This is a genomic window from Bacillus sp. mrc49 (genome assembly GCF_002803435.1).
In genome coordinates this window covers 13,033-33,016 of record NZ_PHNG01000783.1, presented here as the reverse complement: position 1 = coordinate 33,016, position 19,984 = coordinate 13,033, and the positions used below count along the sequence as shown (strand labels likewise).

Annotated in this window: 23 protein-coding genes and 1 pseudogene; 16 read left to right on the top strand and 8 right to left on the bottom strand. The window is 44.4% G+C overall.

From position 1 onward, the window contains the following. The 5 genes from CVN76_RS24595 to CVN76_RS24575 all read left to right on the top strand — a co-directional run. On the top strand, positions 1-298 hold a 298-nt coding region (locus CVN76_RS24595; RefSeq protein WP_157805787.1), incomplete at its 5' end, for a DUF72 domain-containing protein. Positions 299-384: 86 nt separating this feature from the next. Continuing rightward, complete coding sequence (locus CVN76_RS24590; protein WP_100533407.1) at positions 385-1,212, top strand: sulfite exporter TauE/SafE family protein; 828 nt, start codon at positions 385-387, stop codon at positions 1,210-1,212. A 15-nt stretch (positions 1,213-1,227) separates the two neighbouring features. Then, complete coding sequence (locus tag CVN76_RS24585; RefSeq protein ID WP_332850675.1) at positions 1,228-2,616, top strand: bifunctional metallophosphatase/5'-nucleotidase; 1,389 nt, start codon at positions 1,228-1,230, stop codon at positions 2,614-2,616. Between the two features lie 62 nt (positions 2,617-2,678). Next, positions 2,679-2,981 carry a YunC family protein gene (locus tag CVN76_RS24580; protein WP_061142518.1) on the top strand — a complete coding sequence of 101 codons (303 nt, stop codon included), beginning with the start codon at positions 2,679-2,681 and terminating at the stop codon, positions 2,979-2,981. A 177-nt stretch (positions 2,982-3,158) separates the two neighbouring features. Beyond that, positions 3,159-4,256 carry an HD-GYP domain-containing protein gene (locus CVN76_RS24575; protein ID WP_061142417.1) on the top strand — a complete coding sequence of 366 codons (1,098 nt, stop codon included), beginning with the start codon at positions 3,159-3,161 and terminating at the stop codon, positions 4,254-4,256. Between the two features lie 345 nt (positions 4,257-4,601). Here CVN76_RS24575 and yunB read toward each other — a convergent pair whose 3' ends face one another. Both yunB and CVN76_RS24565 read right to left on the bottom strand, forming a co-directional pair. After that, positions 4,602-5,351 (bottom strand): sporulation protein YunB, encoded by a 750-nt coding sequence (gene yunB, locus CVN76_RS24570; protein ID WP_100533405.1) that lies wholly within the window; start codon positions 5,349-5,351, stop codon positions 4,602-4,604. 87 nt (positions 5,352-5,438) lie between these two features. Continuing rightward, positions 5,439-6,431 carry a M23 family metallopeptidase gene (locus CVN76_RS24565; RefSeq protein WP_442857601.1) on the bottom strand — a complete coding sequence of 331 codons (993 nt, stop codon included), beginning with the start codon at positions 6,429-6,431 and terminating at the stop codon, positions 5,439-5,441. A gap of 187 nt (positions 6,432-6,618) precedes the next feature. Between CVN76_RS24565 and lipA the strand changes: the two genes are divergently transcribed. Continuing rightward, the gene (gene lipA / locus CVN76_RS24560; protein WP_061142420.1) at positions 6,619-7,533 is read left to right on the top strand and encodes a lipoyl synthase; all 915 of its coding nucleotides are present in this window, start codon (positions 6,619-6,621) and stop codon (positions 7,531-7,533) included. 57 nt (positions 7,534-7,590) lie between these two features. Here the strand turns inward: lipA and CVN76_RS24555 are convergent, their stop codons facing one another. Next, entirely contained in the window at positions 7,591-8,247 is a 657-nt protein-coding gene (locus CVN76_RS24555; protein ID WP_061142421.1) for a YhcN/YlaJ family sporulation lipoprotein, read from the bottom strand. A 113-nt stretch (positions 8,248-8,360) separates the two neighbouring features. Between CVN76_RS24555 and CVN76_RS24550 the strand changes: the two genes are divergently transcribed. Next, entirely contained in the window at positions 8,361-8,636 is a 276-nt protein-coding gene (locus CVN76_RS24550) for a YutD family protein (protein ID WP_061142422.1), read from the top strand. Positions 8,637-8,666: 30 nt separating this feature from the next. Here CVN76_RS24550 and CVN76_RS24545 read toward each other — a convergent pair whose 3' ends face one another. Together CVN76_RS24545 and CVN76_RS24540 are read right to left on the bottom strand one after the other, a co-directional pair. Beyond that, entirely contained in the window at positions 8,667-8,954 is a 288-nt protein-coding gene (locus CVN76_RS24545; RefSeq protein WP_061142423.1) for a hypothetical protein, read from the bottom strand. A gap of 66 nt (positions 8,955-9,020) precedes the next feature. After that, positions 9,021-9,287 (bottom strand): DUF3055 domain-containing protein, encoded by a 267-nt coding sequence (locus CVN76_RS24540; RefSeq protein ID WP_061142424.1) that lies wholly within the window; start codon positions 9,285-9,287, stop codon positions 9,021-9,023. 368 nt (positions 9,288-9,655) lie between these two features. Here CVN76_RS24540 and CVN76_RS24535 point away from each other — a divergent pair, with 368 nt between their 5' ends. Beyond that, positions 9,656-10,093: a DUF86 domain-containing protein gene (locus CVN76_RS24535; RefSeq protein ID WP_100533403.1), complete on the top strand. Its 438-nt coding sequence runs from the start codon at positions 9,656-9,658 to the stop codon at positions 10,091-10,093. 22 nt (positions 10,094-10,115) lie between these two features. Then, positions 10,116-10,883: a TIGR01457 family HAD-type hydrolase gene (locus tag CVN76_RS24530; RefSeq protein ID WP_061142426.1), complete on the top strand. Its 768-nt coding sequence runs from the start codon at positions 10,116-10,118 to the stop codon at positions 10,881-10,883. A gap of 54 nt (positions 10,884-10,937) precedes the next feature. Here the strand turns inward: CVN76_RS24530 and CVN76_RS24525 are convergent, their stop codons facing one another. Beyond that, the gene (locus tag CVN76_RS24525; protein ID WP_061142427.1) at positions 10,938-11,435 is read right to left on the bottom strand and encodes a phosphatidylglycerophosphatase A family protein; all 498 of its coding nucleotides are present in this window, start codon (positions 11,433-11,435) and stop codon (positions 10,938-10,940) included. 175 nt (positions 11,436-11,610) lie between these two features. Between CVN76_RS24525 and yutH the strand changes: the two genes are divergently transcribed. From yutH to thrB, 5 genes are all read left to right on the top strand, one after another. Further along, positions 11,611-12,612, top strand: a complete 1,002-nt coding sequence (gene yutH, locus CVN76_RS24520; protein ID WP_061142428.1) for a spore coat putative kinase YutH — start codon at positions 11,611-11,613, stop codon at positions 12,610-12,612. A 118-nt stretch (positions 12,613-12,730) separates the two neighbouring features. Then, positions 12,731-13,645: a L,D-transpeptidase family protein gene (locus CVN76_RS31985; protein WP_232732461.1), complete on the top strand. Its 915-nt coding sequence runs from the start codon at positions 12,731-12,733 to the stop codon at positions 13,643-13,645. Positions 13,646-13,835: 190 nt separating this feature from the next. Beyond that, positions 13,836-15,134 carry a homoserine dehydrogenase gene (locus CVN76_RS24510; protein ID WP_100533402.1) on the top strand — a complete coding sequence of 433 codons (1,299 nt, stop codon included), beginning with the start codon at positions 13,836-13,838 and terminating at the stop codon, positions 15,132-15,134. Next, positions 15,131-16,192 (top strand): threonine synthase, encoded by a 1,062-nt coding sequence (gene thrC, locus CVN76_RS24505; protein WP_100533401.1) that lies wholly within the window; start codon positions 15,131-15,133, stop codon positions 16,190-16,192. Before CVN76_RS24510 ends, thrC begins: the two co-directional genes overlap by 4 nt. Beyond that, on the top strand, positions 16,189-17,127 hold the full coding sequence (thrB, locus tag CVN76_RS24500) for a homoserine kinase (RefSeq protein ID WP_100533400.1): 939 nt from the start codon (positions 16,189-16,191) through the stop codon (positions 17,125-17,127). Before thrC ends, thrB begins: the two co-directional genes overlap by 4 nt. Before the next feature lie 190 nt (positions 17,128-17,317). Here thrB and CVN76_RS24495 read toward each other — a convergent pair. Continuing rightward, a pseudogene (locus CVN76_RS24495) lies at positions 17,318-17,585 on the bottom strand (NifU family protein); the annotation flags it as partial. A gap of 136 nt (positions 17,586-17,721) precedes the next feature. On the opposite strand from CVN76_RS24495, the gene CVN76_RS24490 reads away from it, so the two are divergent. Further along, entirely contained in the window at positions 17,722-18,051 is a 330-nt protein-coding gene (locus CVN76_RS24490; protein ID WP_061142433.1) for a YuzD family protein, read from the top strand. A 75-nt stretch (positions 18,052-18,126) separates the two neighbouring features. Here CVN76_RS24490 and CVN76_RS24485 read toward each other — a convergent pair whose 3' ends face one another. Next, the gene (locus tag CVN76_RS24485) at positions 18,127-19,194 is read right to left on the bottom strand and encodes an NAD(P)/FAD-dependent oxidoreductase (protein WP_061142434.1); all 1,068 of its coding nucleotides are present in this window, start codon (positions 19,192-19,194) and stop codon (positions 18,127-18,129) included. Between the two features lie 307 nt (positions 19,195-19,501). Here CVN76_RS24485 and CVN76_RS24480 point away from each other — a divergent pair, with 307 nt between their 5' ends. Next, positions 19,502-19,735: a YuzB family protein gene (locus CVN76_RS24480; RefSeq protein ID WP_100533399.1), complete on the top strand. Its 234-nt coding sequence runs from the start codon at positions 19,502-19,504 to the stop codon at positions 19,733-19,735. Positions 19,736-19,984: the final 249 nt, after the last annotated feature.

The window sequence follows — 19,984 nt, the reverse complement described above, 5'->3', positions numbered from 1 at the left end:
CCAGGCCACGGATCGAGATAAAACCTTGATACGCTTCCATGGCCGAAACCTGCATGGCTGGCAGAAGAAGCATGCGGGGGACAATTGGCGGGAGGTCAGGTATTTATACCGTTATAATCATCGTGAATTGACTGAATGGGTGGCGAATATCAGGAAGTTGGAGGATCAGTGCAAGGATTTATATGTCCTTTTCAATAATAATTCAGGCGGAGACGCCGCGGATAATGCCAAGCAATTGATCGAGCTGCTTGACATTGAATATGAGGGGCTTGCTCCTAAGCAGCTTGGTTTGTTTTAAGCGGCGATATATAATTAATGAAGATGATGATAGACAAGCTAGCTAAAGAGCGCTTGACTGACAACAAGGTAAAGGCGGATTTGTACATGGTTTGGTTGATATTGGTAAGTATTGGTTTGATAGCGGGAACAATCGGCTCTCTTGTCGGTCTGGGAGGCGGCATCATCATTGTGCCTTCCCTTTTGTATTTTGGTACATCGACTCATATGATCGATGAATTGACACCACAAGTGGCGGTAGGCGTTTCTACCGTGATCATGATTTTCACCGGTTTATCCTCCACTTTAGCGTATGTAAAGCATAAGGTGGTCGATTATAAGGCAGGCTTGATTTTCTTCATTGGCAGCGCCCCCGGCGGCATAATTGGGGCTTATGTAAATAAAAGCCTGAATATCGAAGCCTTCTCCTTATATTTTGGAATGTTCATGGTATTCATGGCCATTGTTTTATTGGTGAAGGACCGCTTGAAGCCGATGATTTTCAAGCCCGGAAAAGGAAAAATCGTTAAAACGCATAAAATGGAAAGTGGACAGGCGTTTACATATGGATACCATCCGTTGGCAGCGGTATTGATTTCATTTGTCGTTGGATTCAGCTCAGGATTATTTGGAATAGGCGGGGGTGCCTTGATGGTTCCCGTCATGATGCTGCTTTTCTTCTTCCCGCCGCATATGGCGGTGGCAACTTCCATGTTCATGGTATTTCTATCGTCCATCACGAATTCGATCACCCATATTTCACTTGGGAATATCAATTGGCCCTATGCTTTAGCCCTGATTCCGGGAGCGTGGTTCGGAGCGAAATGGGGGGCATGGATCAATACGCGGCTAAAGAGCGCGTCATTGGAAAATATGTTGAAAATAGTTCTGATAATCATTGGTTTACGTCTTATTTACCAAGGGATTACCGGATAAGCGAGGAGGAAGGAAATGATGTCGGAAATCATTCATTTATATCACACCAATGATCTTCATAGTCATTTTGAGAATTGGCCTCGTATCGAGAAGTTTCTTAAGGAAAGAAGGGAGCTTCATCAAGAAACGGGTGAAGAAGCGATCATATTCGATATAGGTGATCATGTGGACCGCTGGCATCCTTATACTGAAGGCACCTTAGGTAAGGGGAACATTGAATTGCTCAATGAAGCGGGCTACCAATATGTGACCATCGGCAATAATGAAGGGATCACTTTGCCTCATGAAGGGTTGGATTCCTTATACGATCATGCAAGGTTCAAGGTCTTGGCAGCGAACATCTATTACCGGAATCATCAAAGGCCGGAATGGGCGCTGCCATATTGGATACATACAACGGCGAAAGGCACGAGGATTGCACTGATTGGTTTGACTGCCTTTTTTCAAAAGTTTTACTCCGCGATGGACTGGGAACTGACTGAACCATTCGAGGAGTTAAAAGAACAGCTTGAAGAGATTAAGACCAAGGCGGATGTCATCATCATCCTTTCACACTTGGGCATCCATGACGATGAAAGGATGGCAGCGGACTTTCCGCAGATTGATGTCATCCTTGGCGCGCATACCCATCACATCCTTCATCAAGGGAAACTGGTCAATGATGTGCTCCTATGCGGCGCAGGAAAATATGGGTTTTATGTAGGGCAGGTCGAAATGACCATTGATCAGGATAAAAGAATTTCCAAGAAGAAAGCGATTCTTTATGACACCAATGATTTCTTGGAAATGGAGGATGAACGTTCTTGGGTTGAAGCCATGTACTTGGCAGGCGGCGAAACACTGGACGAGGTCGTGGTGGACCTGCCGGAAGCGCTGGAAAATGATTGGTTCAGAGTGAGCACCCTCACGAAAATCCTCGGTGAGGCGCTTAGGGAATGGTCTAAGGCTGATTGTACCTTTTTGAATGCCGGTCTCCTGCTTGATGGATTGCCAAAGGGGCCAGTAACCAAAGGGGATATTCACCGAATCTGTCCGCATCCCATCAATCCTTGTATCGTTGAAGTCAATGGGAATGAATTAAAAGAAATACTCATGCAATCCAGGGATGAGGAATGGCCTGATCTTCAGGTGAAAGGCTTTGGTTTTCGCGGGAAAATCATGGGAGTCATGCAGTATGAACGAATTGAATTCGATGAAATCGAGAACGGGATCGTCAAGACGATCCTGATAGATGGAGAGAAGCTGCAGCCAGATGAATCCTATAAATTGGCCATACCGGATATGTTCACATTCGGGCATTTCTTTCCGAGTATCCAGCGCTCCAATCGCAAGGAGTACCTGTTGCCTGAATTCCTAAGGGATATCCTCGCATGGAAGCTGAAAAAAATATATACAGAAGCCTAATGCTAAATCACGGTTTCGCCCTTTTTTTCATATTGTATGAGGAAGAAAGGGGCGAAACCATTTTGATTAACATGATACCAATAATACTTGATAGTCATACCTTCTTAGCCATTTCTGTCCGGCTTCCCAAAACGAACTTGCTTGCTGTGGCTTCCGAAAAAGGGTATATAATGTGCGGTGCGTTGGATGTGGGGCTGTTAAATGAAAAATTAAGTGATCGTAAAATCCTGGCAGGCAGGGCCACCGGTGTAAAGTCGATTGAAGAACTTTTGGATGCACCGCTTGAATCGGTAACGTGGGAAGCGGAGGCTATGGGCATCTATCCCGGAATGATCGGTAAAGAGGCATTAATCAAAATGATCTAAAAAGGCAGGCTTTCTTTTATCCAGAAGGGGGCCTTTATTTTATTTCACCAAGTTTTTCGGATATTTTTCAATAAATATTTTTAAACGGATTCATTTATGAAAATATTTTCCGATAATCCTTATAAAGGAAAGAAACGGTTTGATACCAAATCTTGAATGGGGAAATGGAGTACAAGTATGAGGCTAGCTATTACAAAGTCTTTAAGCCCTGGAGCCAGGCTCGGAAAAAACATCCATAATGAGCGGGGCCATATCCTATTGTGCGAGGGTTTGACATTAACACAGAAAATGATCGATCGACTGGTTTCCTTGAATATTCCCTTTGTCTACATTCAAGATCCAAGGACGGATGACATTATTCCAATGCCACCAGTTTCCGGGAAGCTTAGGAGAGAAGCCATTAATACGATTGAAACCACGTTCCAGGATATGAAGGATAAAATCAACCTCGATGCATCTTTCACGATTGAGCAGGCTAGCGTCAAGTTCACCCAAATAGTCCGCAGCATCATGAAAGAGCTGAAAAGCAATAAAGAATTAATGACGTTACTGGCGGATGTTTATACATACGATGATTATATCTTTACTCATTCCTTTAATGTGACCTTATATACGCTGGCGATCGGGATGGAATTGAATATAAATGAAAAGAACTTGGAGATACTTGGTTTGGGAGCGATCTTGCATGATGTCGGTAAAATGCTTGTCCCCTTGGATATCCTTCGTAAGCCCGGTAAGCTGACGGAACAGGAATTTGAACAAATCCAGAAGCATGCCGATTACGGATTCCATCTAATTAAGAATATTCATACGGTTTCGCTTATCGTTGCCAATTGTGCCTACCAGCACCATGAACGGTTGGATGGCTCTGGATATCCACGCGGGATAAAAGGAGACGAAATCCACTATTTCTGTAAGATCATTGCTGTTGCGGACGTGTTTGATGCCGTAACTTCCAATCGGGTTTACCGTAAAGCGATGCTGCCGCATGAGGGATTGGAGGTCCTTTATGCCGGAGTCGGCAAAAAATTCGATAATACGATCATTGAAGCTTTCCGCAGAGCTGTCGCCATCTACCCGAACGGCCTATCGGTAGAATTGAATGATGGGAGAAAAGGGGTCGTTTGCGCTCAAAATGAAGGAATAGGGGACCGGCCCCTGATAAGGATCCTTGAGGAAAATGGGGAACAGATCAAAGAACCCTATGAGGTGGACATGAATAAGAACCTGCATTTGCTGATCATGAAATGCTTGAATATACAAGAACCAGCCTAACCCTATAAAAGATACCTTTGGTTTACCAAGACATGCTGCCTGCATTTTGCAGACGGCATTTTTCAGGTGCAGTGGAAAGCGACTGTCAAAGTACAGATCCTCCAAACTGCAGGCATTGGATTGCCATCCACGTATCCATACAGAGTGGATTGAAACGGAAGGCGCGAGACCCCGCAGGCTTGAAAGCAGAGGTCGGACCGCCTCTGGAAAGCTAAGTGACTGTAGCGGAATGAAACGGTCTAAGGTACAGTTACTCGCGAGTTTGAGCTTTGCATCCAATGAGGCGGGTTCTTCAAATTGGCTACTCTATAGGCTTACATTTTACTTTAGGGTAGGCTCGTTTTTTCATTGCTTGTTTTCCTTCATGATGGCTGGCGCGACCGCCCCGTTGCCATTACTGAAATAACTTGGTACATCGCCTTCGATCAATAAGCTGCCGACTGTCACTTCCTGGCTTACCTTGGTCTCTTTGGTGAAAGAAGGGATGACGATTTGGATGTTGACATCAAAATCCACGATCAATTCATAATAGACATTATTAATGCCCGCGTTCGTCAGTTTTGTTCTTAGGTCCGATTCAACATTGCCGATCACTGACATTTTCACTGGAATTTCAGGTCCATAGTTGGAGAGGAGGTTATTTCCGGTAACGACGCCTAAAGGTATATAATAGACCACGCTTTTATATTGTTCGTCATTTATTTTAGCTGAACCCGTTTTAAAAGGGTTTCCCTGTTTGATGCCAAGCTTCCTTTGAATGTCTTTCGTGATGTTGGCGCGCAACTCACTGTATATGACTGGATTGAAGCTATAGGAAGAACTGGTACCCTCAGTCCCCTTATTGTTGGTGATGATTTCCTTCATATCAATCTTGGAGATATTCTCATCGACCGATTCATGGATCGTTTCCGTGGCAATCCGTTTGATTTCATTTTCGGCGACATTCATGATTACAGGTTCGATGGTTTTATCGACGTACCAAAGTGTCATGATGCTTGATAGGATGAAAAGGATGAAGGAATAAAGAAAAACTTTACGGGTGGGGAGAGGCCCCTTTTTTCGGAATTTCATTGGGCGAAATCTTTTTCGGAACACGCTTTAGCCCCCTTTACTAATACCTATGCGTTAGCTTCAGGGGAATATGTTGAAATCGAAAAAAAGCAGCGCAAAATTCCTCGCTGCTCAGTTTTGCTTTTTGGCTAAATCTTTCCTTTCCCACATTTTTAAGTATGGGTAAGGGTCAAAGCTCCATTCCGTGCGGCCGTTATCTTTGTACATTCCATAATGGAGATGCGGAGGGAATTTACCTGATGTTCCTGGAGGGCCATAACCTGTACTGCCCACTCCTCCGATGACTTGTCCTGGCTCGACAATATGCCCAACCTTCAGCCCTTCGGTAAACCCGCTTAAATGGGCAAAATAATGATACGTATTATTTAAATCCCGTATCCCTATCCGCCATCCGCCGAATTTGTTCCAGCCTTTCATTTCAATGATTCCATAACTGGTCGACCGAACCGGCAGGCTATAATCTGCAAAGATGTCAGTGCCCTCGTGAATCCTCCTGCCTCCCCATCCGCGAGCGCTCCCCCATGTATTCAAATACGTATAATGAGTTCGAACAGGGACCGGGAAGGCTTTTTCCTGTAAATCCAGTCGGCCATATTTTTTGTAGATTTCTGCATTGCCCATGATGATGCTGACGGCCTTGTCCCGTTTATAATAATCCCAAAGGGCGATCCTGATATTATCTTCATCGGTGCCATAATTCCGGAGGTGCTTGGAAAACGCATATAAACGGTCCGTATCATTCATGATATCCGCCTTGCCATCACCATTACCATCCACGCCCAAACCATCAAAAAAGGTGATCGTGAGCGGGTTTACATCATTTAAGTTCGGGTTTAGGACGCCTCTCCATTTTGAAGGCTCGATATTGAGGCCTATCAACCCTTTCGCCGGCTCCAGATCCGGCCGTGCAAGCCGTATGCTATGTTCGTATTGATCGGCTCCAGCGAGATAATACCATGGAATCTGGAGTGTCGCCTCCATATTTTTATATAGCTCCATCCTCCCTGCATATGCTTCAGGGATATCGACGGCAGCATTAGCCACTTGGCTTGGACCTTTCAAAATGAACAAACAAGCAAGGGTAAGGAAGAATAATCTTTTCAACGGGGCAGCTCCTTTCATGACACTATCCGTATTTATAAAAACATCAGTCCGTCCATCTTTTATAGTTTTGCTGATTTAGCTTCAAACATGAAAAATAAATAATGGGAATCCAACTATAACTTGTATAAATGTATTTTTATTGTTAAAGTAGGGTGTGTTAATTTCTATAGAATGGAGTGACATTTCCGTGTCTTCTACAAATAAAGAAATTCTTCGAAAACCAGATTGGTTAAAAATAAAGCTTAATACTAATGAAAATTACCTTGGTTTGAAAAATATGATGCGAGAGAAAAATCTCCATACGGTATGTGAGGAAGCGAAATGCCCGAATATCCACGAATGCTGGGCAGTAAGAAGAACGGCGACCTTCATGATCTTAGGGGAAATATGTACAAGGGCTTGCCGTTTCTGTGCGGTTACAACCGGACGTCCCAATGAACTGGACTGGGCTGAACCTGAGCGCGTAGCTGATTCCGTTGTGTTAATGAATTTAAAACATGTGGTCATTACAGCTGTCGCCCGTGATGATTTAAAGGATGGGGGCGCCGAGGTGTTTGCTGAAACGGTTCGTGCCATCCGCCGTAAAAATCCATTCACTTCCATTGAGGTATTGCCATCTGATATGGGCGGGGTGCATGAAAACATCAAAATTTTGATGGATGCCAAGCCAGATATCCTCAACCATAATATAGAGACCGTCAGAAGCTTATCTGACCGTGTGCGGGCGCAGGCGAAATACGAGCGTTCATTGGAGCTGTTAAGAAGGGCCAAGGAGCTGTATCCGGAAATCCCGACAAAATCCAGCTTGATGGTCGGTCTAGGCGAAACACGGGAGGAAATCCTTGAAACGATGGATGACCTAAGGGCGAATAACGTCGATATCATGACGATCGGCCAGTATCTGCAGCCGACCAAAAAGCATTTAAAGGTTCTTAAATACTACACGCCCGAGGAGTTTTCTGAATTAAAAGACCGCGCTTTGGAAAAAGGCTTCAGCCACTGCGAATCCGGTCCGCTTGTCCGTTCTTCCTATCATGCGGATGAACAGGTCAATGCAGCGGCAAAACATAAGCAAAGCAAAGGCGAAGAACTATTGAAATAGAACGAACGAAAGGACCGAAATATTTTCGGTCCTTTCATTTTATTGCCTTATTACCGATTAGAGATTGTCCATCTTTTGCTTGATGTTATCATGATGATCTCTTTTATCGTTGATCATTTCCCCGTTTTCATTTTCCACGTCACTCATCTTGTATCCTTGTGGTGACTTGAGCATGCTTTTGATGGTCTGTTCAATCGTATAGTCAATGCCTCTGCTGCCTGATTTCAAGGTAGCGAAATTCTCGACATTTTGGGCAAGGGTGGGATCATCACTAACATATACATGATAATAACGAGGGACGACGGACATGGCAGTGCGCTTCACTTGGTCGGCGGTATCCGTTCTATCCTTGGTATCCGTATCATAAACGACGAGAACCTCCTCATCGGTCACAAGGGTGGATACATCATTGACATTCGGAATCTGTACACTGAGCTTGGAAATGACATCAGAAAGTTGTTCACGATCAATGGAAGCGGTTTTGTTGGAAACATTGCGCCCATTAATGGTCGTCTTATTTGTCCGGGTAAAGCCAAAATCATCGCTTTTATTATCATGGTTCCGATAATCCTCGTCATAGTACTGAGTGGGATTATTTACATTTGTCGGGTTGCCTGCATGGTTCTTTGCACCGAGTCCTTGCTCTTGTTTATCGGAGCATCCCGTCAGTGCAATGATCGAGCTTAAACCTAACGTCATGATTGTCTTTTTCATCAATAACACCCCCGTAACCTTAGGATGGACATATTTCTCTATATTTCGCTTAGTAATTGATGGGGAATCAGTTATAATTTAAAGAAAGAATGTATGAATGAGAGGTGAAAGCAATGATTACCATCAATAACCTGACCTATGAAATAATCGAGGATGAAAGGGAAGGCTATAACGAAGAAGCCTTTAAAGCCAGGTACAGTGAGATTTTAACGAAGTATGATTATATTGTGGGGGACTGGGGCTATGGTCAATTAAGGCTGCGGGGCTTTTTTGATGATACGAATCAGAAAGCGACCTTTGACACGAAAATCAGCACACTTAGTGAATATTTATATGAATACTGTAATTTTGGCTGCCCGTATTTCGTCGCGAAAAAAATCAAGAAATAAAAAAGGCCAGAAATGCTCTGGCCTTCCAAGTCATGAGCTTCCGTACCCTTTATAAGGCGGCTGTTCATCTTTTTCAGGATCATCATGTGTCGGATGAGCACCAGGGTATTTTCGTGGCAGATCTTCGTGCAGCGATTTGTTTTCATAATTGAAGGCACTTTGGTACCGTTGCCCTTCCTGCCATGGTGTGTTTTTATTCTCAACTGGTTCATCTTTTGCTATGGGTGATCCAAAAGGTCCTTCGGGAAATTCTTCAGGAATCAGATAATCCCGCTGCTTTTCGACATTGGAGAAGTCATGGTACTCTTCTTTGTCCAAAGTAATCCCCCCTCATGTAATCGTACATTCAGTAGGTTTCCCCTTCGGGAAGAAAACTTCAGCTTTTTAGACAATTTCCATTAAAAAGTGACTTAGTTCTTCCGCCTCCGCTTCTGACAGCTGAAAGGCATGCTCAAGGTAGCCTTCCTCTTCTAAATCATCCGGTCCAATGATGGCGAAACGGTTACTCTGCATATTCAGCACGAGTTTTTTTCCATAAAACCGATCGGTTGTCGTGATCGCCAAATCGTACCTTGATTCCTCTCCCATGAAACTGATGAACCGGGTTTTTGAATCAACGACATCGTTGTATAAATAAAAACGATCTTCCATAGTATCATCCCCTTGTTATTTATTTGTAGTTACATCATAACAAAGCGACTTTAATAGGGGAACAGTCATTTTCATTTTGGATTTCATGTTGCCTTGCGTGGGACAAGGCGGGATCACCAGCATGGTTCAAGGGATTTATGTTAAGAATACAAAGGTACATCATGCGCGTTATCCAGTGGTCCATCCATGAAAAGAGTGCTCATCCGCGATACGTTGTAGGGAATGGGGCTGAAGGAATTGAGAGTGTGGGAGAAGCTATGGTATCATCAAGTAATGAGGCTGGTTTGGCATAGGGATATGACCAGGCTTGCCATTCAATTATAGCAATGATCCCCATATCACCTTAGATCAGAAAGGATCTGGAAAAAATGTACTTTGTAGACCGTCAAAAGATTGAACAAATATTGGTTTTTCTTGAAAAGCAGCTTGGACTTTTTGAAGGGCTGGATAATTGGAATGGAGACCATTCGGAGCTTATCGCAGAAAGGCTGGTACATACTTCCATCGATTCGGTGCTTGATGCAGGAAATGCGATAATTGATGGTTTCATCATGCGCGACCCAGGCAGCTATGATGATATTATCGATATCCTCCATGATGAAAAAGTCATTTCGGAGGATAAAGCGCTGCAATTTAAAAAAGCGCTGCCATTAAGGAAAATGCTGGTTCAGGATTTCATCGAAGTCGATCACCAAGAGCTGCATTCCGTATTCAAGGAAAACATCGAGGCATTCAAGTCATTCCCTGATTCAGTGAGGGACTATTTAACGAATGAATTGGGACCTGTATCAGCTTTTAAAAACTAGCAGTGTTAGGAAGGCGAACGAAATGAAGGCGTATAAAGGATATTTAATTGACTTAGATGGCACGATGTATCGCGGGACGGAACAAATTGCGGAGGCGGCCGGGTTCATCAATGACCTTAGGAAAAGGGAGATCCCTTACCTATTCGTAACGAACAACTCGTCCCGGACCCCGGCACAGGTTGCTGATAAATTGAGGAGCATCGGGATTGCAACGGAAGATGATCAAGTTTTCACGACAAGCATGGCGACTGCGAATTACATAGCCCAACAAAAAAAAGACGCTTCCGTGTATGTAGTGGGTGAAGAAGGGATCATCGAGGCCATCAAGGAAAAAGGAATGGAGCTGGTCGATGACAATCCCGACTTCCTCGTGATGGGCATCGACCGCGGCGTCAACTATGAGAAGCTCTCAAAGGCCTGCCTGGCAGTCCGGAATGGCGCTGTCTTCATCTCGACCAATGGGGATATCGCCATTCCTACCGAACAAGGCCTCTTACCCGGGAATGGTGCGTTGACATCCGTGGTTTCCGTTTCGACCCAGGTACAGCCGATTTTCATCGGTAAGCCTGAATCGGTCATCGTCGAGCAAGCGCTCCAAGTTTTAGGGGTACCTAAAGAAGATACGATCATGGTCGGAGATAATTATGATACGGATATCATGGCCGGCATCAATGCTGGCATCGATACCTTGCTTGTCCATACTGGCGTGACGAATGCTGAACGCCTGAAGGAATATGAGCAGCAGCCAACCTATGTGGTCAACACCCTCGACCTCTGGCACTTCGAATGAAAAAAACCAGGTCTGCCCTTGGCAGCCCTGGTTTTTTTTGTCCGTGTTGCCTGATCATTCTACATTCTTGGTTCGATGGGCAAGCCGGCTCGAAGCGGCAGCGGCGATGGCCCCGACGATATCATCTAAAAAGGTGTTGACCTTGCCTGTGCTTTTATCATTTAAATATTTTAGGATACCCGGTTTTTGTTTATCGATGAAACCATAATTGGTAAAGCCGATCGATCCGTAAACATTGACGATCGATAAGGCCAATATCTCGTCGACTCCATATAGCCCTTCATCTATTTCAATGATGCTCTGTAAAGGTTCCTCAAGTAATTTTTTCTCAGCCAGTATATCCAGCTGGATGCCGGTCAGGATGGCATTCTGGACCTCTCGTTTTGAAAGGACCCGTTCGACATTGTGAAGGCAATCGGACATTTGGAGATTTTCATGATAGCTAGATTGTAAATACATGACAAGCTCCGCGATATCCTCCAATTTAACTCCTCGTTCACTTAGCCATCTGCGAGCTGTTTTTTCAGACATTGATTGTTCGATATTAGCCATGTCATCACCCATTTCTCTATATTATTAGGGATAAGTTCTAGTGTGAATCCAGGAAGTGCTTCGTTTTTCCAAAAGGTTTCGATAATCATTCAGAAAACGGGTTATTCCACATATATATATAAGTATATGATGTCCACTATTTCTATTATATCCATTCAATGAAGGGGGCCATTCCATGATAGAAGAAATCATTTTCAATAATTACGGAATCCAAGTGGAGCGGGAAGAGGCTAATAGCCGGTTTCCGAGCTTTCGGTCAGGGAACATGTTTTACAGCATCGTTCCAATAGAGAATATGGAGCAGGAGGAATTGGTCGAACGCCATAAAATGTCACAACATATGATTTCCCAAGGAGATCGTCACGTTTCGGCGTTCGTCTTGGCCAATCATGGCAGTTATGTTTCGGAAGCCGATGAACAATTATTCATCCTTCTTGGCAACCAGGCGTTGGATGGTCCGAAAAATTTCAATCCAGGAAGACGACTGGCAAGATTCCATCAGCGAGGGAGGGGAATTAATGAAACGATTTCCGCCTGCTCGAGAATCGGTAAATGGAAAGAGCTCTGGGAGAAAAGGATCGATCAACTGGAACGGATTTGGAGGGATAAGCTGACAGCCCATCCCGATAACCAGTTTGAAAAATTATTTATAGAAACCTTTCCCTATTATATGGTGCTAGGTGAAAATGCGATTCAATATTTGGTCGACACGGAAATTGATGATACGCCGCAAATTGTCGATAGCGGCACGGTTTGTTACGAACGTTTTTTGCATGATACTTGGAAAAGTAATAAATGGGTGAAAAATCCGTTTGATTGGGTATTCGATCACGGTACGAGGGATGTGGCAGAATGGGTGAGGGAACACTACTTTACGAATGTGCATACGCACCAGCGAGGCATCGGCCGCTTTTTTCACGAATATCAAACCATTGAACCGTTCTCTAGTTTTTCGGCACGATTGTTATATTCGAGAATGCTATTTCCGATTCATTATTTCGAAACGGTAGAAGAATATTTCTCCAAGACAACGGAAGCAAGATCGAATGAGCTGGAAGATAAAATCGCACAAATCACGAAATCATCCCAGCAATATGAATCATTCCTTAAACACTTTTATGATTTGGCCGAAGTCCCGGCCAAACAATATGATTTGCCTAAAATTGATTGGATTTAGCTGAAAACTGGAAAGAAATATGATTCATCCAGATTGACTATGTTATGATGATAACAAGATTTTTTTGAATAGTTTGATTTTATCCGCGAATTCAACCAAGATGGGAAAGGAAGAGTCGATGAAAAAAGTGATGATGGCAGGCCTTTTACTTCTGTTGGGCCTTCAAGTGACCTTGCCTGCGCAGGCTGAAACGAAAACGGGCTGTGAAGCGCCACGATTCAAAATCGTCATGAAGACGGCTGCTGATGTGAAAGAAAAGGATTCCGCTTCAAGTAAAACCTTAAAAACGTACAAGAAAAATGATGAATTATCGGTCAGTGGCAGAACCGGAAGCTGGTATAAAGTTTGTCACGCGAATAAGACCGCCTATATCAGCATGAAGAATGCAAGGGAGGTTTTCAGCACCGGTGAAAAATCCCTGCTGAAGAAGTTCGATACGAGAAAAGGAGTCAACCAGGTTGTATCCGTGACGGCTAAATCGATGGGTGATGTGAAGGTTTCAATCCAGCCATATGAAAAAAAAGACGGCGAGTGGCGACGGACCTTGAATAAGATGAAGGGCGTCATCGGGAAAAAAGGCTTCACGAAGAGCAAGAAGGAGGGGGATGGGAAATCCCCGGTAGGAATCTACTCATTCGGGACGGCGTTCGGAAGCGAAACGAAGCCGGACGGCCTAAAGATGGGCTATAGGAAAACGACGAAATACGACTATTGGATAGATGATCAATCATCCCAGGATTATAACAAGTGGAAGACCTATAAGGGGGACCCTGATCAAAAGTGGAAGTCTTTTGAAAAGATGAATCATGAACTTTATAAGTATGGGGCGGTCATCAATTATAATACGAATCCCATCGTGAAAGGAAAAGGCAGTGCAATCTTCCTTCATGTTTGGCGAGGGGAAACGAAGCCGACTGCTGGCTGCGTGGCAACTGCGGAAAAGAACGTCCTCGATTTGCTGAAATGGCTGGACCCCGCGCAAAAGCCACACATCATCATGGGTACGGAGGAATCATTGAAACCCGTTAAGTAGCAATGGGGGAAAGGGTTTTCCGTTAAAAATATTCACCACATCCGTGCTTACTGCATCAAGGGTTGAATCCTAAAAGTTCGGCAATGCTTTTTTTCTAACTATTGATAATTATGAGAATTGAACTTATAATGTCTACTATACAAATACAAATGTTTTCTGTAGATAAACAGTTTCTAAGGGGGAGCCAAATATGAAAGTCATCTCGATCGGTTTATTGGGGTTAGGTACAGTCGGATCAGGAGTCGTGCAAATCATTGAAAGCCATCAGGACAAGCTGATGCATCAAGTGGGCTGTTCCATATCCATCAAGAAGATACTAGTCAAAGATACGACCAAGGAGCGGCTTGTCGAGATTGATAAAGGCATGCTTACGGAAAATCCCGAGGATATCCTTTCCAATCCCGAAATCGATGTCGTGATCGAGGTTATGGGTGGAATTGAGGAAACACGCGGTTATCTGACAAAAGCGATAAAAAATAAAAAGCATATCGTCACGGCCAATAAGGACTTAATGGCCTTATACGGACCGGAACTGCTGGAATTGGCCACTGAGAATCAATGTGATTTATTCTATGAAGCAAGCGTTGCCGGGGGAATCCCGATTTTACGAGGACTTGTAGACGGGTTATCTTCGGACCGGATCACGAAAATGATGGGGATCGTCAATGGAACGACGAACTTCATCTTAACGAAAATGAGCAAAGAAGGCAGAGCTTATGATGACGTATTGAAGGAAGCCCAGGAGCTCGGATTTGCCGAAGCCGATCCGACAGCTGATGTAGGGGGATTGGATGCCGCCCGTAAAATGGCGATACTATCCACACTCGGATTCTCGATGAACATCGGCTTGAATGATGTGGAGGTACAGGGAATCACCGAGATATCCGAAGAGGATTTGAAATATAGCAAAAAGCTTGGATATACAATGAAATTGATCGGTGTAGCCTCAAGGGCTGGGGAAAGGGTGGAAGTGAGCGTCCAACCGGCACTGCTTCCGGAAGCACACCCATTGGCCTCGGTAAACAACGAATATAATGCAGTCTATGTGTATGGCGAGGCTGTAGGGGAAACGATGTTTTACGGACCAGGAGCGGGGAGTCTCCCGACTGCCACTGCCGTCGTCTCGGATATGGTGACGGTCATCAAGAATATGAGGCTTGGGGTGAATGGGCGCAGTGCCGTTTCACCACAGTACCCGAAGCAATTAAAAGATGCCACGGAGATTTTCGCGAAGTTCTTCCTTCGATTACATGTCCAGGATGAAGTGGGCGTGTTAGCCAGAATTACGAATTTATTCGCAGAGCATGGGGTGGGGTTCGACAAAATCCTTCAATTGCCGCTTGATGAAAAGGAATCCTCTGAAATCGTATTGGTGACGCATACGGCCACTTTGGCCGCATTTGAGCAAATAAAACAGAAACTGCATGACTACAATATGGTACGTGAAGTGAAAAGCACATATAGAGTTGAAGGAGAGGACAATAAATGAGCTGGCAAGGACTGATAAGCACGTATAAGGATTTTTTACCTGTTAATGAAAACACACCCGCACTATCCCTTTTGGAAGGAAATACGCCTTTAATAAGACTGGATCGCTTATCCGAAGAGTGGGGCATCGACCTGCATGTCAAATATGAAGGAGCGAATCCCACGGGTTCGTTTAAGGACCGTGGAATGGTGATGGCTGTCGCCAAAGCCATCGAGGCTGGCAGCGATACGATCATCTGCGCCTCGACTGGCAATACGTCAGCCGCTGCAGCCGCCTATGCCGCCCGCGCCAACCTTCGCTGCATCGTGGTCATCCCCGAGGGGAAAATAGCCATGGGCAAGCTTGCCCAAGCCGTTATGTACGGAGCGGAAATCATTTCGATTGAAGGAAACTTCGACCACGCTTTGAAAATCGTCCGTTCGCTTAGTGAGAGCTCACCGATAACGCTTGTGAATTCGGTCAACCCGTTCCGGATCGAAGGGCAGAAGACGGCAGCCTTTGAAATTTGTGACGCGCTTGGCTCAGCGCCGGATATATTGGCGCTTCCAGTCGGAAATGCAGGGAATATAACGGCGTACTGGAAAGGCTTTAAGGAGTATAATGAAGCGAAACAAACGGGCCTTCCTGAAATGAGGGGCTTCGAAGCGGAAGGAGCAGCTGCGATTGTCAGGGATAGCATCATCGAGAACCCCGAAACGATTGCAACGGCGATCAGAATCGGTAATCCTGCAAGCTGGGACTTTGCGGTCGAAGCTGCAGAAGAATCCAAAGGTAAAATCGATGAGGTGACGGACGAAGAAATTCTCGAAGCCTATCATTTCCTGGCCAAAAAAGAAGGTGTCTTTGCAGAACCGGCGTCGTGCGCTTCCATCGCTGGGATCTATAAACAGTTAAAAAGCGGTGAAATCAAAAAAGGAAGTAAAATCGTTGCGGTACTGACAGGGAATGGGCTGAAGGATCCGAATGTGGCAGTCGATACAAGCACGATTCAACCGACGTTGCTGCCAATGGATGAAGAAGTCATTTTAGAGCATTTGCAAGGTGTGAAGCAGGCATGAGCGCAGAATCAGAGATGTTCTTGATCCGTGTACCGGCAAGTACGGCCAACTTGGGACCGGGATTCGATTCCATCGGTCTGGCGCTGGGGCTTTACTTGGAAATACACGGATCTTCATCAGATCATTGGGAAATCATCCCGCTTTCAGAAGAGATGTCTGTTTTTCCAAGGGACGATCGAAATTATATCATTCAAATTGCCAAGAAAACGGCTGCCGCATATGGGAAGGAGCTGTCTCCATGCCGGCTTTTCGTCTCCAGCGAAATCCCATTGGCAAGAGGTCTGGGGAGCAGTGCCTCTGCCATTGTGGCCGGCATCGAATTGGCAAACATCGTAGCTGAGCTCCAATTGACCGATGATGAAAAGAATCGACATGCTTCCCTTTTTGAAGGGCATCCCGATAATGCCGGAGCATCCGTATATGGCGGCTTGGTTGTCGGCCTGCATACACAGCAAAAGACGGATGTCGTTTCGTTTCCAATCGAGGGAGTTAAGGTGATTGCTGTCATTCCCGATTTCGAATTGCTGACTGAGGATTCTAGAAATGTCCTTCCCGCATCGCTGCCTTATAAAGATGCGATAGCCGGAAGTGCGGCTGCCAATGTGTTCCTTGCCGGCGTCATGACGAAGGATTGGAAGCTTGTTGGCGAAATGATGCAAAGCGATCGTTTCCATCAGCCCTATAGAGCAGAGCTGGTTCCTCATCTAGCCCATATCGAAGAGGTTGTTCTTCAGGAAGGCGGATTTGGGACAGCACTAAGCGGTGCAGGACCGACCGTTTTAAGCTTAACATCCAAAGAAAATTCAGCAGCAGTGCTCACGGCATTGAAGCTGGAGTTCCCGGAATATGTGGTGAAAGAGTTGGAAATCGATAATGATGGCAGTCATACCGCAATCCTCTCGGAGCAGGAAAAAGAAGGCTTGGAATTTTTGTAACCGTAAGCTATTGAATGATGTGACAAAAAAAAGCTGACCCGTGTCGAGCCGTATCAATCCATTGATAAGGCATAAGCCGAGTCAGCTTTATTTTTCTATAACAGTCCAGGCAAGGTGCCTGTCTGCATGAATTTAATTGAACGTATTAGTGATGCTTCAATCCATACGTCGCATGTTATTTAAAGGGATATTAGAATACCTGTTCAACTTCCACTACACCTGGAACTTCTTCAAGAAGGGCGCGTTCAATCCCCGCTTTTAGCGTAATGGTCGAACTTGGACAGCTTCCGCAGGCTCCCAGTAATCGTAATTTTACAATTCCATCTTCTACGTCGACTAGTTCACAGTCACCGCCATCGCGAAGAAGAAACGGACGAAGCTTATCTAGAACATCTTGAACTTGGACTTCCATTGTTTGGTTAGACATTGCAATCGACTCCTTTCCTAATCATATTATAATGCGAAGGTAGTAAAAAATCCAACTGTAACTTTGCGGAAATATAATCTATATTATATATGTACGATGGAAAAAGGTGAATGTTCTTATAATGTAATCAAGATGCAGCAAATATACTGGAAAGAAGGAGGAAGAGTATGGTAAAGAAAGACATTGAAATAGAGGTGTATGGTGCGGAGCAAATTTGTGCGAGCTGTGTCAATCTGCCCTCTTCAAAAGATACATGTGAATGGCTTGAAGCCGCTTTAACGAGGAAGTTTCCAGACCAAGACTTCAAGATCTCCTATATCGATTTGTATAATCCTCCTGAAGAGCTGAAACAAAAGAGCTTTGCCGCAAAAATGATCGAAGAAGATTTATTCTATCCGCTTGTCCTCATCGAAGATGAAATCATCGCGGAAGGAAATGTACGTCTAAAAAAAGTGGTGGAAGCGATGGAGAAATATGGATATAAGGTGCAATTGTGATATATAATGGAAGCAATGAAAAAACTGACCCATGAGGCGAGCTGTACGCAGCTCTTGGGCCAGTTTTTGATAAGATTAACCGTTATGATATTTATACATCCAGAGGATGCCTGATTTCATGAGGCGCGCCACTCTTCCGGTGATCGGGCGATTCGCTACAAGGCCGAACCCTTGTTTTTTCCCAAGAGAACCTAATGTCCCTTTTAGTTTCATGGCAGGGAAACTTTCAGGAAGCGGTTCATTTGCCCATTTCTTCACAAGGACTTGGACGATTTGCTCAGCTTGGGACTCCGCTAATTGAGCACTTGGTGCATGCGGCAGGCTTGCACAGTCGCCGACGACAAAGATGCTATCATTAGTTGGAAGGAAATGCTGAGGAGTAAGGACGGCTCTTCCTTGACGATCCTTTTCAATATCCATATCACGGATGATCTTGCTTGGCTGAATTCCAGCAGTCCAGACGATGACGTCACTTTGGACAGCTTCGTCGCCATTATAAAGCAGGTTTGGTTCAACTTTGGTGATATTAGAATGATGGACGATTTCGATTGTATGTTTATCAAACCAAGATTCGACAAACGTGCTTAATCTTTCTGGGAAAGCTGAAAGAATATGCGGTCCGCGGTCGAATAGCTTAACGTTTAAATCCGAACGGCTTTCGATCAGTTCACTGGCCAGCTCTACACCGCTGAGTCCGCCGCCCACGATGGACACGGTTGCACCAGCACCTAAATTATTCAAAGCTGAATATGTGCGGCGTGATTTATCAATCGTTTGGATACTATACGTATGTGTGTCTGCACCAGGAATATCGTGGTATTTATCTTCACAGCCAAGGCCAATGACTAAATCATCATAAACGACAGGTTCTTGATTTTCTATTATGACTTGTTTGTTTTCCATATCGATGGAAAGTACTTCTCCGTATACGTTCTTCAAGCGAGGATGTTCAGGAAATGCAACACGGATGTGCTGATCAGGAATGGTGCCTGCTGCTAAAGCGTAATATTCCGTTTTTAAGCAGTGGTAAGGATTGCGGTCGATAAGCGTGATGCTTACATTTTCAGGAAGCTGATTAGGCAACAATCTTTGCAGCATACGCATACCACCATACCCACCACCAAGTATGACTAAATTCTTCATATGATTTTCCCCTTTATTAGATCTCTTTGAAAAATTTGATAATCGTTCCACTTGTAGAAAACAACTATTCCACTCTAGGATTCTCCCAAATGAACCTTTGAAATTTTTACTGAATATATATACCCCATTAGTAGTAAGAATAAAAAATTTTTGATCATTTTCTTTTTACATACCCCGACAAAAGTATAACGAATATATAAGGAAATCACAACCGATATCTTGAAATCGGCTGCTTTTTTATGCGTAAATATTGACTGTAAATGGGAAAAGTAATAAGATGGATTGTTAGTAACGGTGAGGTGAAGCAATGTATCCGATCATTGAATTTTGTGTAAGCAATCTGGCCAGTGGCGCGCAAGAGGCTCTGGAAAGATTGGAACGGGATCCGAATTTGGATATCATCGAGTACGGATGCCTGGGTTATTGTGGGAAATGCTCCAGTAACTTATACGCTCTTGTGAACGGCGAAGTGGTTTCTGGTGACACAACGGATGAATTAGTTGAAAATATATATAAGTTCATTGATGAATTCGAAATCTGAAAACAGGACGCATCAATGGAACAGCAGGACAGGCTGCAGACAAACTCTTGATGGATAATGGAGTTTGTCTGCAGTTTTTTAGCGTTTTAAATGTAGGAGGAAGCCGATTGCACACAGCCGTTTTTAGGGAATTGGATTTTATAGCGTGCATTCCCTTTTCCAGAGGCGGTCCGCGCTCGGCTTTATAGCGCCTGCGGGGGTCTTACGTGGACTCGCACCTAGCACGAACATTAGCATCCAATAAATACA

Excerpts from the sequence above, each read along its gene's own strand:
- CVN76_RS24490 (WP_061142433.1), top strand. The coding sequence starts at position 17,722 with ATGGTAAAGAAAGACATTGAAATAGAGGTGTATGGTGCGGAGCAAATT.
- CVN76_RS24530 (WP_061142426.1), top strand. The coding sequence starts at position 10,116 with ATGAAGGCGTATAAAGGATATTTAATTGACTTAGATGGCACGATGTAT.
- CVN76_RS31985 (WP_232732461.1), top strand. The coding sequence starts at position 12,731 with ATGAAAAAAGTGATGATGGCAGGCCTTTTACTTCTGTTGGGCCTTCAA.
- CVN76_RS24510 (WP_100533402.1), top strand. The coding sequence starts at position 13,836 with ATGAAAGTCATCTCGATCGGTTTATTGGGGTTAGGTACAGTCGGATCA.
- CVN76_RS24540 (WP_061142424.1), bottom strand. The coding sequence starts at position 9,287 with ATGGAAGATCGTTTTTATTTATACAACGATGTCGTTGATTCAAAAACC.
- thrB (WP_100533400.1), top strand. The coding sequence starts at position 16,189 with ATGAGCGCAGAATCAGAGATGTTCTTGATCCGTGTACCGGCAAGTACG.
- CVN76_RS24550 (WP_061142422.1), top strand. The coding sequence starts at position 8,361 with ATGATTACCATCAATAACCTGACCTATGAAATAATCGAGGATGAAAGG.
- CVN76_RS24525 (WP_061142427.1), bottom strand. The coding sequence starts at position 11,435 with ATGGCTAATATCGAACAATCAATGTCTGAAAAAACAGCTCGCAGATGG.
- CVN76_RS24480 (WP_100533399.1), top strand. The coding sequence starts at position 19,502 with ATGTATCCGATCATTGAATTTTGTGTAAGCAATCTGGCCAGTGGCGCG.
- yutH (WP_061142428.1), top strand. The coding sequence starts at position 11,611 with ATGATAGAAGAAATCATTTTCAATAATTACGGAATCCAAGTGGAGCGG.
- CVN76_RS24555 (WP_061142421.1), bottom strand. The coding sequence starts at position 8,247 with ATGAAAAAGACAATCATGACGTTAGGTTTAAGCTCGATCATTGCACTG.
- CVN76_RS24585 (WP_332850675.1), top strand. The coding sequence starts at position 1,228 with ATGATGTCGGAAATCATTCATTTATATCACACCAATGATCTTCATAGT.
- thrC (WP_100533401.1), top strand. The coding sequence starts at position 15,131 with ATGAGCTGGCAAGGACTGATAAGCACGTATAAGGATTTTTTACCTGTT.
- CVN76_RS24590 (WP_100533407.1), top strand. The coding sequence starts at position 385 with ATGGTTTGGTTGATATTGGTAAGTATTGGTTTGATAGCGGGAACAATC.
- CVN76_RS24575 (WP_061142417.1), top strand. The coding sequence starts at position 3,159 with ATGAGGCTAGCTATTACAAAGTCTTTAAGCCCTGGAGCCAGGCTCGGA.
- CVN76_RS24535 (WP_100533403.1), top strand. The coding sequence starts at position 9,656 with ATGTACTTTGTAGACCGTCAAAAGATTGAACAAATATTGGTTTTTCTT.
- CVN76_RS24485 (WP_061142434.1), bottom strand. The coding sequence starts at position 19,194 with ATGAAGAATTTAGTCATACTTGGTGGTGGGTATGGTGGTATGCGTATG.